This window comes from Collimonas fungivorans Ter331 (assembly GCF_000221045.1).
Classification (GTDB): Bacteria; Pseudomonadota; Gammaproteobacteria; order Burkholderiales; family Burkholderiaceae_D; genus Collimonas; species Collimonas fungivorans_A.
This window is the reverse complement of the sequence record NC_015856.1, coordinates 4,506,620-4,522,386: the sequence shown is the minus strand read 5'-3', so window position 1 is coordinate 4,522,386 and position 15,767 is coordinate 4,506,620. Positions and strand designations below refer to the sequence as shown.

Sequence of the window (15,767 nt, the reverse complement as noted above, 5' to 3'; positions counted from 1 at the left end):
ATATTGCTCCCCAATTGATTGAGTTTAAGTAACAAGTGAAGAAACAAGAATGAGGCAGCTAACGCTGGACATTACCGCGGATGAGCCGCAGACCCTGGCTACTTTTGTGGTCGGGCAGAACCAAGAAGCGTTACAGTTCTTGCAGCGTCTGGTCGCGCCGTCGGCAAAATCCCTCACCGCGCCGGGCGACCGCTTCGTTTACCTGTGGGGCCAGGCCGGCGCCGGCAAAAGCCATGTGCTGCAGGCGCTGGCCAGCAGCACCAGCGCGCGCCTGATCCACGGCCCGAATGACGACGCCGAGGCCTTCCAATTTTCGCCCGACGTGGCCGGTTACCTGATCGACAACTGCGACAAATTGTCGGCCGACGACCAGATCGAAGCCTTCAACCTGTTTAACCAGATCCGCGAACACGGCGGCTGGCTGGTCACCAGCGGCGAACTGCCACCGTCCGAGCTGAGCGTGCGCGAAGATTTGCGGACCCGCCTCGGCTGGGGCCTGATTTACCAGCTGCACGGCTTGAGCGACGAAGAAAAGATCGCCGCCCTGACGCATGCGGCGCAAGCGCGCGGCCTGCATCTGTCGAGCGGCGTGTTACCCTACCTGATTACGCATTTCCGGCGCGACATGCGGTCTTTGTCAGCCATGCTGGACGAACTCGACCGCTATTCACTGGAAACCCAGCGCCCCATAACGCTGCCCTTGCTACGCAGCTTGTTGCAACTCGAATCCGAAGATAAACAATCACTATGAATTTGGCTCTATTCGACCTTGACCATACGCTGCTGCCTGTCGACTCAGACTATGAATGGGGGCAGTTCCTGGCGCGCATCGGCGCAGTCGATCCCGATGCTTTCGAAAAGAGCAACGCCGAATGGTTTGCCCAATACCAGGCCGGTACGCTGGATCCGGTCAAATACCTGGAATTCGCGTTCGGCACCTTGGCGAAATTCCCGCGCAAGCAGCTCGATGCCTGGCATGAGCAGTTCATGGCGCAAGTGATCCTGCCGCAGATCACCCCGGCGGCGCGCGACTTGCTGCAACAGCACCAGGACGCCGGTGACCTGGTGGCGATCGTGACCGCCACCAACAGTTTCGTGACGGAGCCGATCGCCAAGGCCCTGGGCGTCGATTTCCTGATCGCCTCCGATCCGGAAACCACCGGCGACGGCGAGATCACCGGCAAGCTGGCCGATACGCCGACCTACGGCCCCGGCAAAGTCACCCACACCCGGGCCTGGCTGGCGACCATGGACATGACGCTGGCCAGTTTCCCGCGCAGTTTTTTCTATAGCGATTCGCACAACGACCTGCCGCTGATGGCGCTGGTCACCGACCCTGTCGCCACCAATCCGAACGCCCGCCTGAAAGAGCACGCAATTGCCCACGGCTGGCCCATCCTGAATTTATTCGACGCGCAATGATCAAGAAGCTGATTCGCTCCATCCTTGGGAAAAAGAAAAAAGATCCCACCCAACCGTTGATACTCGGCCCGAAACAGCATGGCATCAATCCGCAGCTGGTGTCGCCGAATGCGGTAAGGGTCACCAAGACCCTGCAGGATAACGGCTTCAAGGCCTTTATCGTCGGCGGTGCGGTGCGCGACCTGCTGCTGGGCGTGAAACCCAAGGATTTCGACGTCGCCACCAACGCCACGCCGGAACAGGTCAAGCGCCTGTTCCGGCGTGCTTTCATCATCGGCAAGCGGTTCCAGATCGTGCACGTGATGTTCGGCCAGGAACTGATCGAAGTCACCACTTTCCGCGGCGCCTCCTCCGACGGTTCGCCGAAAGACGAGCATGGCCGCGTGTTGCGCGACAACACCTTCGGCGAGCAGCACGAAGATGCGGTGCGGCGCGATTTCACCATCAATGCGATGTACTACGATCCGGCCACCGAGAGCGTGCTCGATTACCACGGCGGCATCGACGATATCCGCGCCAAGACCTTGCGCATCATCGGCGAGCCGGAAGCGCGCTTCCGCGAAGATCCGATACGCATGCTGCGCATCGTGCGCTTCGCCGCCAAGCTCAAGTTCACGATCGATCCGGCCACCCGGGCGCCGATCCCGGTGATGGCGGCGCTGATCGACAACGTGCCTGCGGCGCGGGTGTTCGACGAAATGCTGAAGCTGCTGATGAGCGGCCATGCCCTGGCTTGCCTGCAGCAATTGCGCAAGGAAGGCCTGCATCACGGCCTGCTGCCTTTGCTCGACGTGGTGCTGGAGCAGCCGCTCGGCGAAAAATTTGTCACGCTGGCGCTGGCCAATACCGACGTCCGCGTGCAGCAGGGCAAGCCGGTGTCTCCCGGGTTCCTGTTTGCATCGCTGTTGTGGCACCAGGTGCTGGAAAAATGGACTGCCTACAAGGCGGCCGGCGAGTTTCCGATCCCGGCGCTGCACCTGGCTGCCGACGATGTGCTGGAAGCCCAGACCGACAAGCTGGCCCTGCAACGCAAGATCGCTTCCGACATGCGCGATATCTGGGCCATGCAGCCGCGCTTCGAGCGCCGGGCCGGCAAGGCGCCGTACAAGCTGCTGGAACACCTGCGCTTGCGCGCCGGCTACGACTTCCTGCTGCTGCGTTGCGCCTCGGGCGAGATCGACAGCGAAATCGGCGAGTGGTGGACCGGCTTCATGGAAGGCGACGGCAGCGAGCGCGAATTGCTGCTGGCGCAAAAGCCGAAGGTTGCCGCCGAAGCCGCGCCTGCCAAAAAACGTCCGCGCCGGCGCGGTTCGCGCAGCGGCGCCAAGGGTGTCAACACCGGCAGCAGCGCCGGCGGCCGCGGCAATGATGAGCAAGGTGGTCAATGACGGCAATGTCTCCTGCCGCCGCAGCGGTCACTGCTTACATCGGCATCGGCGCCAACCTGGGCGACGCCAGCGGCCAGGTGCAGCGCGCCATCCTGCAGCTCGGCAAACTGCCTGACACCAGCCTCGATGCACAGTCCAGCCTGTTTTGCACGGCGCCGCTGGACGCCGGCGGCGACGATTACATCAACGCCGTGGCGCGCATCAAGACCCGCCTCGACGCGCATGCCTTGCTGCAAGGCTTGCAACAGATCGAACAGGATTTCGGCCGTCAGCGCCCCTATCCCAATGCCCCGCGCACGCTGGACCTGGACCTGCTGTTGTATGGCCAGTCGACCTTCGCGGATGCGGTGCTGACCGTGCCGCACCCGCGCATGACGCAGCGCGCTTTTGTCCTGATCCCGCTGTTGCAGCTGGATCCCTTCATCGTCATTCCCAAGCAAGGCCCGGCACACCAGTTTGCCCCGCAGGTCGCGCACCAGGCCATCCGCAAGATATAGGGATTGGTTTCATTGGGGCAGCCTGCGCCGGCTTCTGGCACACTGTCCCCTTCACGAATGCAGCACACTTCTTAAACATGAATCTAGACAGCTACAAGTACATCGTCGTCGAAGGCCCGATCGGGGTCGGCAAGACTACGCTGGTCAACAAGATCGCCATGCACCTGGGCGGCCGGGTCTTGCTGGAGCAGCCGCAAGCCAATCCGTTCCTGGAAAAATTCTATCGCGATGCGCCGCGTTATGCCTTGTCGACGCAAATGTTCTTCCTGTTCCAGCGCATCAACCAGCTGCGCGATTTTTCCACAACCTTGGCGCAGAACGACCTGTTCGACAGCCCCGGCCACCTGGTCGCCGATTTCCTGCTGGCCAAGGACCCCATCTTTGCCCGCCTGACGCTGGCCGACGAGGAGTTCAAGCTGTACCAGCAAATGTACGACCACCTGCGGCCGCAGGCAGCGACGCCGGACCTGGTGATCTACCTGCAGGCGGAGCCCGAAACCTTGATAGAGCGCATCAAGAAGCGCGGCATCGAGATGGAAGCAAGCATTTCGCCGGAGTACCTGGCGCGCCTGTGCGAAAGCTACAGCCGCTTCTTCTATCACTATGACGAAGCGCCGCTGATGATCGTCAATAACGAACACCTGGACCTGGCCGGCAACGATGCCGATTTCAGCTTGCTCTTGGCGCGCATCGACGGCATGCGCGGCAAGCGTGAATTTTTCAATCGTGGAGAATGACAATGGCAGGATATTTACAAGGCAGCGACCCGGCTGCGCGCAGTAAGCCGATCACTATTCCGGCGCTGCAAGCCTTGCGCGACAAAGGTGAAAAAATCACCATGCTGACTTGCTACGACGCCAGCTTCGCCGCCCTGATGGACCGCTGCGGCGTGGAAACCCTGCTGATCGGCGATTCGCTCGGCATGGTATGCCAGGGCCACAGTTCAACCCTGCCGGTCACCATCCAGGACATCGTTTACCACACCGCCAGCGTGGCGCGCGGCAACCGCACCGCGCTGGTGCTGGCCGACCTGCCGTTCGGCACTTATGCCACGCCGGAAAGCGCATTTGCCAACGCCGTGCCGGTGATCCAGGCCGGCGCACAGATGGTCAAGATCGAAGGCGGCACCTGGCTGGTGCCTACCGTGCGTTTCCTCACCGAACGCGCGATCCCGGTCTGCGGCCATCTCGGCCTGACGCCGCAGTCGGTGCACCAGATGGGCGGCTACAAGGTGCAGGGCAAGTCGCACGCGGCTGCGGAGCAGCTGAAAGCCGACGCCCTGGCGCTGCAAGAGGCGGGCGCCAGCCTGCTGGTGCTGGAAGCGATTCCGGCGGCGCTGGGCAAGGAAGTGAGCGAGCTGCTGTCGATCCCGACCATCGGCATCGGCGCCGGTCCGGACTGTTCCGGCCAGGTGCTGGTGATGCACGACCTGATGGGCGTTTTCCCTGGCCACAAGGCGCGTTTCGTGAAAGACTTCATGGAAGGCCAGACCAGCATCGATGCGGCTGTGCTGGCCTATGTCAGCGCGGTGAAAGACAAGTCGTTTCCGGCGCCGGAACACTGTTTCTGAGGTTTCCCGGCCGTGGCCGGCACTGAAGCAAAGCCTGAATAAAAAACGGCGCCGAGTTCGGGCGCCGTTTTTTGTTGTCGGGCTTGTTAATGCTGTTTGCCGTTGCTTCCCTGCGCCAGGGTCTGCAGCGGCGCCGGCTGGCTGTCGTTGCCGACTCCTTGCGGCGGCGTGACTACCAGCGGTTCGCTGCGCGAGCCTTGCGCCGACAGCACATTCGAGGTGGTTGCCGGATCGGCGTTCCAGACCGGATCGGCGATGCCGTCGAATACGCTTTTGAGCTGCTTGCCCCAGTTTTCGCGGATCATCTGGAAATACTGGTTCTTCTCGCCGATGGTGACAAAGCGCGTGACCGCCAGCGTATCGTTTTCATACAGCAGCATATCCAGCGGCAAGCCAACCGAGACATTCGAGCGCAGCGTCGAATCCATCGAAATCAATGCGCATTTTGCCGCTTCGTCCAGCGTTGACGCAGGTGTGATGACACGGTCAAGTATCGGCTTGCCGTATTTCGATTCGCCGATCTGGAAGTAGGTGTTTTCGTTGTGCGATTCGATGAAATTGCCGGCCGAATAAATCTGGAACAAGCGGCAGCGCTCGCCCTTGATCTGGCCGCCGAAAATGATGCTGACGTTGAAATCGATGCCGAATTTTTCCAGCGCCTTTGCTTCTCGCTCATACACGGTGCGAATCGCCTCGCCGACGATCTGCGCCGCTTCGTACATCGAATCCACGGTCCAGATGGTCTTGCCGGCGCCATTCATGTGTTCGCCGATGATTTCCTTGATCGACTGTGAAATCGACAGGTTGCCGGCGGTCATGAACACCATCAGGCGTTCGCCGGGATTTTCGAACACGCTCATCTTGCGCGAGGTGGCGACATGGTCCACGCCCGCATTGGTGCGGGAGTCGGAAAGAAAAACCAGGCCGGATTCCAGGCGAAGGGCAACGCAGTAAGTCATGGTGTCGAAGAAAAATGCAAAGTGGCGATTTTACAGGAAGCCAGGGCGGTTTCCCGGTCAGATCAAGGTTTTATGTTAATAATACGACAATTTATTGTAAATTTGTGTAAGCCGCTTATTGATTCTCTTATTGATCAGATGGTAAGGCAGAAACATTGACTTGCACAGTCAGTGTCTCTTCGCCGCCGCCGCGCCGCACGCCGCGCACCGGCGCGGCCGAATCGTAGTCGCGTCCGATTGCCAGCCTGCAATAGTTGTCGCTGGCAAAACAGGCATGAGTCACATCGATGCTGATCCAGCCGGCGAAATCGCCTTCCTGCACCCAGACGTCGACCCAGGCATGGCTTTCCGCGTGATTGGTGTTGCCGGGATCGATATAACCCGACACGTAACGTGCCGGGATGCCCGCTATATGACAGCAAGCCAGGAACAGGTGCGCATGGTCCTGGCACACGCCCTGGCCCAGCGCCAGCGCATCGTCGGCGCTGCTGGTGACCGCAGTCGAGCCGCTCTGGTAAGCCACCGTCGCGCAGATCGCCTGCGCCAGCTCCAGCAGCTGCCTGCTGCCGGCGCCCGCGCGCAAATTCTTATGGGCGAAATCCATGACTGCCGCGGTGGCTTGGGTCAGCTGGGTCGGCACGGTAAACACCAGCGGTGAAAACTCCCCCGCCTGCGGCAGCCGCCCTTGCTGCAGCGGCGTCACCGCGACCGTGCCTTCGGCGATGATGCGCACCTCATGGTGCGGCTTGGTGACAGTCAGCGTATGGCACAGGTTGCCGAACGCATCGATGTAGGGATGGCGGTTGCCCGAGCTGCTGATATGCCACGCCAGCGTGCGCTGCTGGGCTTCCGCGCGCGGCGACAGCCGCAGCTGCTGGATCGTGTAGGTCAGCGCCGCGGTGTAGTGGTAAACCGTTTCATGCCGGATGGTAAGGAGCATGTCGGCCATCAGGTGTTGAGGGGCACCAGGAAATCGCGGCTGATGCGATTGCCAAGCTCGAAGATCCGTTCGAAGAAGCGGGTCAGGTAATCATGCAGGCCGGCGTCCAGGATCTCCTCGAGATTGCTGAACTTCAGGTCGGCATGCAATTTTCCTGCGAAGCGTTCGGTGTCGGAGGACGTGTCGTTATGCACATGCTTGAGATTGCCGACCACTTGTTCCATGCACGACAGCAGCGAGCGCGGCATGTCCGGCCGCAAGATCAGCAGGTCGGCCACGCGCGCCGGCGTGATGACGTCGCGGTACACCTTGCGGTAGATCTCAAAACCTGACACGGAACGCAGGATCGCCGCCCAGTAATAGAAATCGATTTGCGGATCGGCGATCGCATCCTGTTCCTGGCTTTGCCGCTGGCCGTTCTGGTTCTGCAGGTTCTTCGTATAGGCGCCTTCCTTGGCGCCGTGGAATTTGACGTCGATGATGCGCGCGGTGTTGTCGGCGCGCTCCAGGAAGGTGCCGAGACGGATAAAGTGGAAGGCCTCGTCCTTGAGCATGGTGCCGATGGTGACGCCGCGCGACAGGTGCGAGCGGTGTTTGACCCACTCGAAGAATTCGCTGGGGTTCTGCTCCAGCGCGTTGGTCTGCAGATAACCCTGCATCTTGATCCAGGTGGCGTTCTGGATTTCCCAGGCTTCGGTGGTCAGCGCGCCGCGTACTGCGCGCGCATTCTCGCGCGCCTGTTTCAGGCAGGAGGCGATCGAGGACGAATTGCTGGGATCGCGCACCATGAAGTCGATCACGTCTTTTTGCGTGACCACGCTGTATTTCTTGTCGTAGGCATGGGTCAGCTCGGAAATGCCGAGCACTGCGCGCCAGCCTTTTTCCACATCTTCGACCGACTGCGGCAGCAGCCCGGTCTGCACGTGCACGTCCAGCATGCGTGCGGTATTTTCTGCCCGCTCGGTATAGCGGGACATCCAGAACAAATGGTCGGCGGTGCGACTGAGCATGTTATTTCTCCAGAATCCAGGTGTCTTTGGTGCCGCCGCCTTGGGACGAGTTGACCACCAGCGAACCTTCCTTGAGGGCGACGCGGGTCAGGCCGCCGCGCACCAGGGAGACATTCTTGCCGGACAATACGAATGGCCGCAGGTCCAGGTGGCGCGGTGCGATGCCGGATTCGACATAGGTCGGGCAAGCCGACAAGGCCAGCGTCGGCTGGGAAATATAACCGTCCGGCTTGGCCAGCACGCGTTGGCGGAAATCCTCGATTTCCTGCTTGGTCGACGCCGGGCCGACCAGCATGCCGTAGCCGCCGGCGCCATGCACTTCCTTGACCACTAGGTCCTTGAGGTTGTCCAGGGTGTATTGCAAGTCTTCTTTCTTGCGGCACTGGAAAGTCGGGACGTTGTTCAGGATCGGTTTTTCCGACAGGTAGAACTGCACCATGTCCGGCACGAACGGGTAGACCGACTTGTCGTCGGCGACGCCGGTGCCGATTGCGTTCGCCAGCGTGACGTTGCCGGCGCGGTAGACCGACAGCAGGCCCGGCACGCCGAGCGATGAATCGGCGCGGAAGGCGAGCGGATCGAGATAGTCGTCGTCGATCCGGCGATAGATCACGTCGACCCGCTTGGGGCCGCGCGTGGTGCGCATGTAGACGTGATTGTCGTTGACGAACAGGTCCTGTCCTTCGACCAGCTCGACGCCCATCTGCTGCGCCAGGAAAGCATGTTCGAAGTAGGCCGAGTTGTACATCCCCGGCGTCATCACCACCACCGTCGGATCGGTGACGCCGACCGGCGCCACCGAACGCAGGTTATCCAGCAGCATGTCGGGATAATGGTCGACCGGCGCGATCTTGTGACGCAGGAACAGTTCGGGGAACAGCCGCATCATCATCTTGCGGTTTTCCAGCATGTAGGACACGCCCGACGGCACCCGCAGGTTATCTTCGAGGACGTAGAACTCGCCCTCGCCGGCGCGTACGATATCGACCCCCGCAATGTGCGCGTAGATATCCGAAGCGACCGAGATGCCCTGCATTTCGGGGCGGTACTGGGCGTTGCGGAAAATCTGTTCCGCCGGGATCACGCCTGCCTTGACGATGTTCTGGTCGTGGTAGATGTCGTGGATGAACATATTGAGCGCCTTGACGCGCTGGATCAGGCCGGCTTCCAGCGTTGCCCACTCCTGCGCATGGATGATGCGCGGAATGATGTCGAAGGGGATCAGACGTTCGGTGCCGGCATCGTTGCCGTACACGGCGAAGGTAATCCCGACCCGGCGGAAAATCAGGTCGGCTTCGGCGCGTTTGCGGGCAATCGTTTCAGCGGTCTGGGCGTTGAGCCAATTGGAAAATTCGTTATAGTGCGGGCGCACCGACGAATTGCCATCGGAGTACATTTCATCGAAAAAATTTGCCATGATCTTGCTTTGCTGTGGTTTGATCGGAAACTATCAAGTAGCTATCAAGAAGCGTGCCCGTAACAAGCCGGTTGTTGCCTATTCGTTGCTAACTCAGCATTATATTAATTAAAGATTAACATGCGATCTTGCTGGTTGAATAGGCTTTATTTTCGGCAATGCCAGGTTCGCTCTTAGCAAATTTTGCATAATCTGGGTGGTGGCCTCCGTGATGATCTGATTGCAAAAACTGCTGTATTAAATGCTGTTCAACCATGCCGCTCAACCCTCCTTGGGCCATGGCGCCGGCGCCGGGACAGGACACGGTGCGGGCATGTCGATCGAAGTGAATGCCGCCGGGCTGACGATTTCAAGATACTCCATGTCTTCCGAGTAGTCGAATAAAAAATGCACGATGCCCGGCCGCTGGTGCACGCAGTCGCCGGCCTTGACCAGCGTTTCCTTGTCCTCGTACATGAAGCGCGCCCAGCCTTTGAGCATATAGACGATGTGGAAATCGGCTTCATGCCGGTGCCAGCCGGTGCCGACCTCGGGCGCCATGTTGGCTTTCACCAGGTGCGCCACCACCTGGCCGCCGGTGGCGGCGGCGATGCCGAGATCGCGGTACAGGAAAAAATCGCGCAAGCCGCCCGATTCGAATTCGGTGTCGCCTTCGCGCACATGGGAGAACACGGTCTTGGGTCCAGCTTCTGTCTTTGTATCCATTGCAGCTATCCTTTCCTTGGCATCGGAAACCGTTTTCAGAATTCCACGTCCAGTTCATTGATATCGTCCGGCTCCAGCTTGGCCGCCTTGATCCATTCCTGCATTTCCGGCAACGCCATGATGCGCTTGCAATAGGCGCTGCAGACGGAATCCAGCTTTACATCGTACGTCAGAAAGCGCGTCGCCACCGGCGCGTACATGGCGTCGGCCATCGAGCGCTCGCCGAACAGGAACGGGCCGCCATAGGTCGCCAGGCATTGTTTCCAGATAGTGGTGATGCGCTTGATGTCGGCTTCGGCGCGCGACCACACCTTGAAGTCGGGGAAGCGCGCCTTGATGTTCATCGGCAGCGCCGAGCGCAGGGCGCTGAAGCCGGAATGCATTTCGCCGCAGATCGAGCGGCAGTGCGCGCGCGCAGCGCGGTCCGCCGGCAGCAGCCCGGCCTTGGGCCGGATCTCGTGCAGGTACTCGCCGATGGCCAGGGTATCCCACACCACGATGTTGCCGTGATACAGGCAGGGCACCAGGATCGACGACGACAGCAGCAGGATTTCGGCGCGTGCGTCCGGATCGTCCGGCGAGATCAGGTTTTCCTGGAATTCCAGTCCGGAGAACCTGGTCAGCAGCCAGCCGCGCAAGGACCACGACGAATAGTTTTTACTGGTGATGCTCAAGGTGGTCTTAGGCATGGCAATATTCTTCCGTATTGGATCGAAAGCGTTTTAGGGCCTGTTGACATTCAATTTGGGAGATGCGTTCAAACCAAAACGTGTGCTGGCAAGACGCGTGGCGTCGCAGGGGCAGGCCGCCCCTGCAAGCCATGCAACGCGCCCAGCGCACGTTTTGGTTTGAACCCTCCGGGAACGGCTGCAGGCGTCACATGCCGTTGTTGCTCCTCCTTGCCGTAGCACCACTACGTCGCGTCGTCGCGCCTAGGCCTGTAACGCCTGCCGCGCGTTCGCACTCCCAAATTGAATGTCAACAGGCCCTATTGGCAAACCGGTTGATGTCTACTGAGCAAAGGCCGTGCCAGAGATATGGGCATGGATATTGCACCTGCTACGTTTGCCGGCATTCCAATAAACAGGGTAGTCCCATGACTAAAATTTACCAGGCATATCAGGGCTATGCGGATTTCAGCGATCCGATGCGTGCGTGGGCTGGCGCTGCCGCACCGATGTTGGGCTACCGTTTTCCCGGTTGGCCTGACAGCCTCGCGCTGCGCAAGCTGGCCGCCGCCTGCGAACTGTTTTCATGCACCCAGTTGACGCACCAGCGCCCTGCATTCGGGATAGACAGCGTGGAAGAGAATGGGCGCACGGTTTCGGTGCATGAAGAAATAAGCGACCAGACGCCGTTCTGCACTCTGTTGCGTTTCCGTAAAGAAACCAAGGCCGTGCAGCCGCGCATCCTCCTGGTTGCGCCCATGTCCGGGCATTTCGCCACTTTGTTGCGCGGCACCGTGAACACCTTGTTGCGCGACCATGACGTGTATATCACCGACTGGCACAACGCCCGCGACGTCGCCCTTAGCGACGGCCGTTTCGGTTTCGACGAATATGTCGCCCACCTGATCCGCTTCATCGAGAAGATCGGCCCCGGCACGCACGTGGTGGCAGTCTGCCAGCCGACCGTGGCGGCGCTGGTGGCGGTGTCGCTGATGGCGGCCGACAAGCATCCGGCGCAGCCGTCCAGCATGACCCTGATGGCCGGCCCTATCGATACCCGCATCAATCCTACCGCGGTCAACCAGCTGGCGAAAAGCAAGCCGATCGAGTGGTTCCAGAAGAACCTGGTGAGCACCGTTCCCGGCCGTTTCGCCGGCAGCCAGCGCCAGGTCTATCCCGGTTTCCTGCAACTGAATGCGTTCATGAGCATGAACCTGGAGCGTCACCTCAAGGCCTTCCAGAACCTGTACAACTACCTGGTCGACGGCGAGGACGAAAAAGCCAACACCATCAAGACGTTTTACGCCGAATATTTCGCCATGTCGGACCTGGCGGCGGAGTTTTACCTGGAAACCGTGCAAAGCGTATTCCAGGACCATGCATTGCCGCTTGGCGAAATGCAGGCATTCGGGCGTACGATAGAGCCGTCGGCGATCCGGCGCACCGCATTGTTCACCGTAGAAGGAGAGAAGGATGATATTTGCGCAGTAGGCCAGACCGTGGCCGCCCAGGACATGTGCAGCGGCATACGGCCGTACATGAAATCGCATCATGTGCAGACCGGGGTCGGGCATTATGGGGTCTTCAACGGCCGGCGCTGGGACAATGAAATTTACCCGCGCCTGCGCGATTTCATCCACAGCCATCAGTAGGGTGGGCACTGTGTGCCCACGCTGTTGCCTGCACTCCGGTTATCACGGTCACGCGTGGGCACGGGTGCCCACCCTACGAACTACTTATTGATTGTCGCAGAGGATATCCATGTCAATTCACGTAGCACTCAATCATCTCACCACCTATCGTTACGAGCGCCCGATCACCCTCGGGCCTCAGATCATCCGCCTGCGCCCGGCGCCGCATTGCCGCACCCGCATCCTCAGCTATTCGCTGCGAATACTGCCGGAGCCGCATTTCATCAACTGGCAACAGGACCCGCAGGCCAATTACCTGGCGCGGCTGGTGTTTCCGGAAAAGGCCAGCGAATTCCGCATTGAGGTCGACCTGGTGGCGGAAATGTCGGTGCTCAATCCGTTCGACTTTTTTCTTGAGCCGTATGCCGAGAAAGTGCCGTTTTCTTATGCCCCCGAACTGCAGAACGAGCTCGAGCCGTACCGCAAGAAACTGCCGCTGACGCCCCTGCTGCAGAAGTTCCTGGACCAGGTGCCGCGCGAAAGGATCCGCACGGAAGACTTCCTGGTCAGCCTGAACCAGCAGCTGGCGCAGCTGATCAGCTACACCATCCGCATGGAACCTGGTGTGCAGACGCCGGAACAGACGTTAACCCTCGGTTCCGGCTCATGCCGCGATTCGTCCTGGCTGCTGGTGCAGATATTGCGCTACCTCGGGCTGGCGGCGCGTTTCGTCTCCGGCTACCTGATCCAGCTGACGGCCGACCAGAAATCGCTCGACGGCCCGTCCGGCCCGCAGACCGACTTCACCGACCTGCACGCCTGGTGCGAGGTCTACCTGCCCGGCGCCGGCTGGATCGGCCTTGATCCCACCTCCGGCCTGTTCGCCGGCGAAGGGCATATCCCGCTTTCCTGCACGCCGGAACCGTCGTCGGCGGCGCCGGTCAGCGGCATGGTGGAGCCATGCGAAGTCGAATTCGAACATGCGATGAGCGTGCGCCGCATCTGGGAGTCGCCGCGCGTCACCAAGCCGTACAGCGAACAGCAGTGGGAAGAGATCGAAGAGCTGGGCCACGCCATCGACGACGACCTGGACGAACTCGACGTGCGCCTGACGATGGGCGGCGAACCGACTTTCGTCGCGCTTGACGATCCCGAAGGCGAAGAATGGAACACGGCCGCCATGGGCCCCACCAAGAAGCCGCTGGCGGCCGAACTCTACCATCGGCTGCGCCTGCAATATGCAGCGCAAGGCTTGCCGCATTTCGGCCAGGGCAAATGGTATCCGGGCGAGCAGCTGCCGCGCTGGGCGCTGAATTGCTACTGGCGCCGCGACGGCGAGCCGATCTGGTCGACGCCGGCCTTGATTGCCGACGAAACCAAGAAACAAGCCACCGACGACAATATCGCCGAGCGCTTCTTGCATGGCGTTGCCGCACGGCTGACGCTGGAGCGGCAGTACGTATTCGCGGCCTATGAAGACATCTACTATTACCTGTGGCGCGAACGCCGGCTGGCGATCAACGTCGATCCGTCCGACGCGCGGCTGGACGACAAGCAGGAAAGGGCGCGGCTGGCGCGGGTCTTTTCGCAAGGCTTGCGCAAGGTCGCCGGCTACGTATTGCCGCTGGTCCGCTCCGCCGATGAAAGCAGCTGGCAAAGCACGAGCTGGTACTTGCGCGGCGAACACTGCTATCTGCTGCCGGGCGATTCTCCCCTGGGCTATCGCTTGCCGCTCGATTCGCAGCCTTGGGTCAAGAAGGCTGATTACCCCTTTGTGCACCAGCAGGACCCGACTCAGGAATTCCAGCCGCTGCCGGTTACCCAGCAAATCCGCCAGCAGCTGGCGACTCCGGTTGCTGCCGCTAGGGCGACCGCGGCTGATGCGCCGAAGTACAGCTCGACTTCGTACAGCTCCACTTCATACAGCGCAGCCTTCACCAGCGAAGCGCAGGCGGCGCCGGCGCCGTTCGAATCGGCTGACCAGATTGCCCGCACCGCCCTGTGCGCGGAAGTACGGCAGGGCGTGCTGTACCTGTTCATGCCGCCGCTGGAGCGGCTGGAAGATTACCTGGAACTGGTGGCGGCGATCGAGGCCACGGCGCAGGCCCTGGAGCAGCCGTTGCTGATGGAAGGTTATGAGCCGCCCCACGATCCGCGCCTGGCCAAGTTCAGCGTCACGCCCGATCCCGGCGTGATCGAAGTGAATATCCAGCCCATGCACAGCTGGAGCGAGCTGGTAAGCAACACCACCTATCTGTACGACGTAGCGCGCGAGACCCGCCTGACCACCGAGAAATTCATGCTCGACGGCCACCATTCCGGCACTGGCGGCGGCAACCACCTGGTGCTGGGCGGCGCCACCACCAGCGATTCGCCGTTCCTGCGCCGGCCCGACCTGCTGCGCAGCCTGATCAGCTACTGGCACAACCATCCGGCGCTGTCTTACCTGTTTTCCGGCATGTTCATCGGCCCGACGTCGCAGGCGCCGCGCGTCGACGAAGCGCGCAACGATGCGGTGGTCGAACTGGAGCTGGCGTTTACCGAAATGGACAAGCAGCTGGCGAAAGACGGTTGTGCGCCATGGCTGGTCGACCGGCTGCTGCGCAACCTGCTGATCGACGTCACCGGCAACACGCATCGCGCCGAATTCTGCATCGACAAGCTGTATTCGCCCGACAGCAGCACCGGCCGCCTCGGCCTGCTGGAGCTGCGCGCATTCGAAATGCCGCCGCATGCGCGCATGAGCCTGACCCAGCAACTGTTGCTGCGGGCGCTGGTGGCGCGTTTCTGGAAAACGCCGTACAAGCCGCCGCGCCTGGTGCGCTGGGGCACCGAGCTGCACGACCGTTTCCTGCTGCCGCACTTCATCTGGCAGGATTTCTGCGATGTGATGGGCGACCTGCAGCAGGCCGGTTACGCATTCAAGCCGGAGTGGTTTGCGCCGCATTTCGAGTTCAGGTTCCCGAAAATCGGCGACTTTGCCATCAATGGCATCGGGCTGGAATTGCGCACCGCGCTCGAGCCGTGGCATGTGCTGGGCGAGGAAAGCCGTTCCGGCGGCAACGCCCGTTACGTCGATTCTTCGCTGGAGCGCTTGCAGGTGAAGGTGAACGGCATGGCGCCGGATCGTTATGTGCTGACCTGCAACGGCGTACCGGTGCCGCTGCAGCCGACCGGCCGGGTCGGCGAATTCGTCAGCGGCGTGCGTTACCGCGCCTGGCAGCCGCCGTCGGCCCTGCATCCGACCATCGGCATCGACTCGCCGCTGACCTTCGACCTGGTCGATACCTGGAACGGCCGCAGCCTGGGCGGTTGCCAGTATCACGTGGTGCATCCCGGCGGGCGCAGCTACGAGACGTTCCCGGTCAATGCCTTCGAAGCCGAAAGCCGGCGCCTGGGGCGTTATTTCCGCCTCAACCATACCCCAGGGCCGATGCAGGTAAGGCAACCGATAGCATCCATCGAGTTCCCATTTACGTTAGACTTACGTCACTTCTGATCAAGCTCGGCAGCCGTGGTGCAGAAAAGCCGTAGCGCAACTATTTCCAGTTTGCGCTGCG

15 protein-coding genes are annotated in these 15,767 nt (G+C 61.0%); 8 read left to right on the top strand and 7 right to left on the bottom strand.

Translation table 11 applies throughout. The features are described from left to right. Positions 1-49: 49 nt before the first annotated feature. The 6 genes from hda to panB all read left to right on the top strand — a co-directional run bounded on the left by hda (position 50) and on the right by panB (position 4,877). Positions 50-751 (top strand): DnaA regulatory inactivator Hda, encoded by a 702-nt coding sequence (gene hda / locus CFU_RS20030; protein WP_014007817.1) that lies wholly within the window; start codon positions 50-52, stop codon positions 749-751. Further along, the gene (locus CFU_RS20025; RefSeq protein ID WP_014007816.1) at positions 748-1,422 is read left to right on the top strand and encodes an HAD family hydrolase; all 675 of its coding nucleotides are present in this window, start codon (positions 748-750) and stop codon (positions 1,420-1,422) included. The genes hda and CFU_RS20025 overlap by 4 nt, the downstream gene beginning before the upstream one ends. Next, positions 1,419-2,810 carry a polynucleotide adenylyltransferase PcnB gene (pcnB, locus tag CFU_RS20020; RefSeq protein ID WP_014007815.1) on the top strand — a complete coding sequence of 464 codons (1,392 nt, stop codon included), beginning with the start codon at positions 1,419-1,421 and terminating at the stop codon, positions 2,808-2,810. The genes CFU_RS20025 and pcnB overlap by 4 nt, the downstream gene beginning before the upstream one ends. Beyond that, a complete protein-coding gene (folK, locus tag CFU_RS20015; protein ID WP_014007814.1) occupies positions 2,807-3,307 on the top strand; it encodes a 2-amino-4-hydroxy-6-hydroxymethyldihydropteridine diphosphokinase in 501 nt (166 codons plus the stop codon). The genes pcnB and folK overlap by 4 nt, the downstream gene beginning before the upstream one ends. A 77-nt stretch (positions 3,308-3,384) precedes the next feature. Continuing rightward, positions 3,385-4,044, top strand: coding sequence for a deoxynucleoside kinase (locus CFU_RS20010; protein ID WP_014007813.1), 660 nt, complete (start codon positions 3,385-3,387; stop codon positions 4,042-4,044). Between the two features lie 2 nt (positions 4,045-4,046). Then, on the top strand, positions 4,047-4,877 hold the full coding sequence (panB, locus tag CFU_RS20005) for a 3-methyl-2-oxobutanoate hydroxymethyltransferase (protein WP_041742526.1): 831 nt from the start codon (positions 4,047-4,049) through the stop codon (positions 4,875-4,877). A gap of 86 nt (positions 4,878-4,963) precedes the next feature. On the opposite strand, the gene CFU_RS20000 is transcribed toward panB, so the two are convergent. From CFU_RS20000 to CFU_RS19975, 7 genes are all read right to left on the bottom strand, one after another. Continuing rightward, positions 4,964-5,836: a hypothetical protein gene (locus tag CFU_RS20000; protein WP_014007811.1), complete on the bottom strand. Its 873-nt coding sequence runs from the start codon at positions 5,834-5,836 to the stop codon at positions 4,964-4,966. A gap of 127 nt (positions 5,837-5,963) precedes the next feature. Next, entirely contained in the window at positions 5,964-6,776 is an 813-nt protein-coding gene (locus tag CFU_RS19995) for a transglutaminase family protein (RefSeq protein ID WP_041743719.1), read from the bottom strand. Positions 6,777-6,784: 8 nt separating this feature from the next. Further along, positions 6,785-7,786: an alpha-E domain-containing protein gene (locus CFU_RS19990; protein WP_014007809.1), complete on the bottom strand. Its 1,002-nt coding sequence runs from the start codon at positions 7,784-7,786 to the stop codon at positions 6,785-6,787. Position 7,787: 1 nt separating this feature from the next. Next, positions 7,788-9,203, bottom strand: coding sequence for a circularly permuted type 2 ATP-grasp protein (locus tag CFU_RS19985; protein WP_014007808.1), 1,416 nt, complete (start codon positions 9,201-9,203; stop codon positions 7,788-7,790). Positions 9,204-9,318: 115 nt separating this feature from the next. Continuing rightward, positions 9,319-9,459, bottom strand: coding sequence for a hypothetical protein (locus tag CFU_RS25310; protein ID WP_238531353.1), 141 nt, complete (start codon positions 9,457-9,459; stop codon positions 9,319-9,321). Positions 9,460-9,464: 5 nt separating this feature from the next. Further along, positions 9,465-9,908: a cupin domain-containing protein gene (locus tag CFU_RS19980; RefSeq protein ID WP_014007807.1), complete on the bottom strand. Its 444-nt coding sequence runs from the start codon at positions 9,906-9,908 to the stop codon at positions 9,465-9,467. Positions 9,909-9,943: 35 nt separating this feature from the next. Further along, on the bottom strand, positions 9,944-10,597 hold the full coding sequence (locus tag CFU_RS19975; RefSeq protein ID WP_014007806.1) for a glutathione S-transferase family protein: 654 nt from the start codon (positions 10,595-10,597) through the stop codon (positions 9,944-9,946). A gap of 407 nt (positions 10,598-11,004) precedes the next feature. Between CFU_RS19975 and CFU_RS19970 the strand changes: the two genes are divergently transcribed. Both CFU_RS19970 and CFU_RS19965 read left to right on the top strand, forming a co-directional pair. Beyond that, positions 11,005-12,228 carry a polyhydroxyalkanoate depolymerase gene (locus CFU_RS19970; RefSeq protein ID WP_041742525.1) on the top strand — a complete coding sequence of 408 codons (1,224 nt, stop codon included), beginning with the start codon at positions 11,005-11,007 and terminating at the stop codon, positions 12,226-12,228. Between the two features lie 109 nt (positions 12,229-12,337). Beyond that, positions 12,338-15,706, top strand: coding sequence for a DUF2126 domain-containing protein (locus CFU_RS19965; RefSeq protein ID WP_041742523.1), 3,369 nt, complete (start codon positions 12,338-12,340; stop codon positions 15,704-15,706). Positions 15,707-15,767 lie beyond the last annotated feature (61 nt).

Bases quoted from the DNA above. Each gene is read 5' to 3' on its own strand.
- hda (WP_014007817.1), top strand. From the start codon at position 50: ATGAGGCAGCTAACGCTGGACATTACCGCGGATGAGCCGCAGACCCTG.
- CFU_RS20025 (WP_014007816.1), top strand. From the start codon at position 748: ATGAATTTGGCTCTATTCGACCTTGACCATACGCTGCTGCCTGTCGAC.
- pcnB (WP_014007815.1), top strand. From the start codon at position 1,419: ATGATCAAGAAGCTGATTCGCTCCATCCTTGGGAAAAAGAAAAAAGAT.
- folK (WP_014007814.1), top strand. From the start codon at position 2,807: ATGACGGCAATGTCTCCTGCCGCCGCAGCGGTCACTGCTTACATCGGC.
- CFU_RS20010 (WP_014007813.1), top strand. From the start codon at position 3,385: ATGAATCTAGACAGCTACAAGTACATCGTCGTCGAAGGCCCGATCGGG.
- panB (WP_041742526.1), top strand. From the start codon at position 4,047: ATGGCAGGATATTTACAAGGCAGCGACCCGGCTGCGCGCAGTAAGCCG.
- CFU_RS20000 (WP_014007811.1), bottom strand. From the start codon at position 5,836: ATGACTTACTGCGTTGCCCTTCGCCTGGAATCCGGCCTGGTTTTTCTT.
- CFU_RS19995 (WP_041743719.1), bottom strand. From the start codon at position 6,776: ATGCTCCTTACCATCCGGCATGAAACGGTTTACCACTACACCGCGGCG.
- CFU_RS19990 (WP_014007809.1), bottom strand. From the start codon at position 7,786: ATGCTCAGTCGCACCGCCGACCATTTGTTCTGGATGTCCCGCTATACC.
- CFU_RS19985 (WP_014007808.1), bottom strand. From the start codon at position 9,203: ATGGCAAATTTTTTCGATGAAATGTACTCCGATGGCAATTCGTCGGTG.
- CFU_RS25310 (WP_238531353.1), bottom strand. From the start codon at position 9,459: ATGGTTGAACAGCATTTAATACAGCAGTTTTTGCAATCAGATCATCAC.
- CFU_RS19980 (WP_014007807.1), bottom strand. From the start codon at position 9,908: ATGGATACAAAGACAGAAGCTGGACCCAAGACCGTGTTCTCCCATGTG.
- CFU_RS19975 (WP_014007806.1), bottom strand. From the start codon at position 10,597: ATGCCTAAGACCACCTTGAGCATCACCAGTAAAAACTATTCGTCGTGG.
- CFU_RS19970 (WP_041742525.1), top strand. From the start codon at position 11,005: ATGACTAAAATTTACCAGGCATATCAGGGCTATGCGGATTTCAGCGAT.
- CFU_RS19965 (WP_041742523.1), top strand. From the start codon at position 12,338: ATGTCAATTCACGTAGCACTCAATCATCTCACCACCTATCGTTACGAG.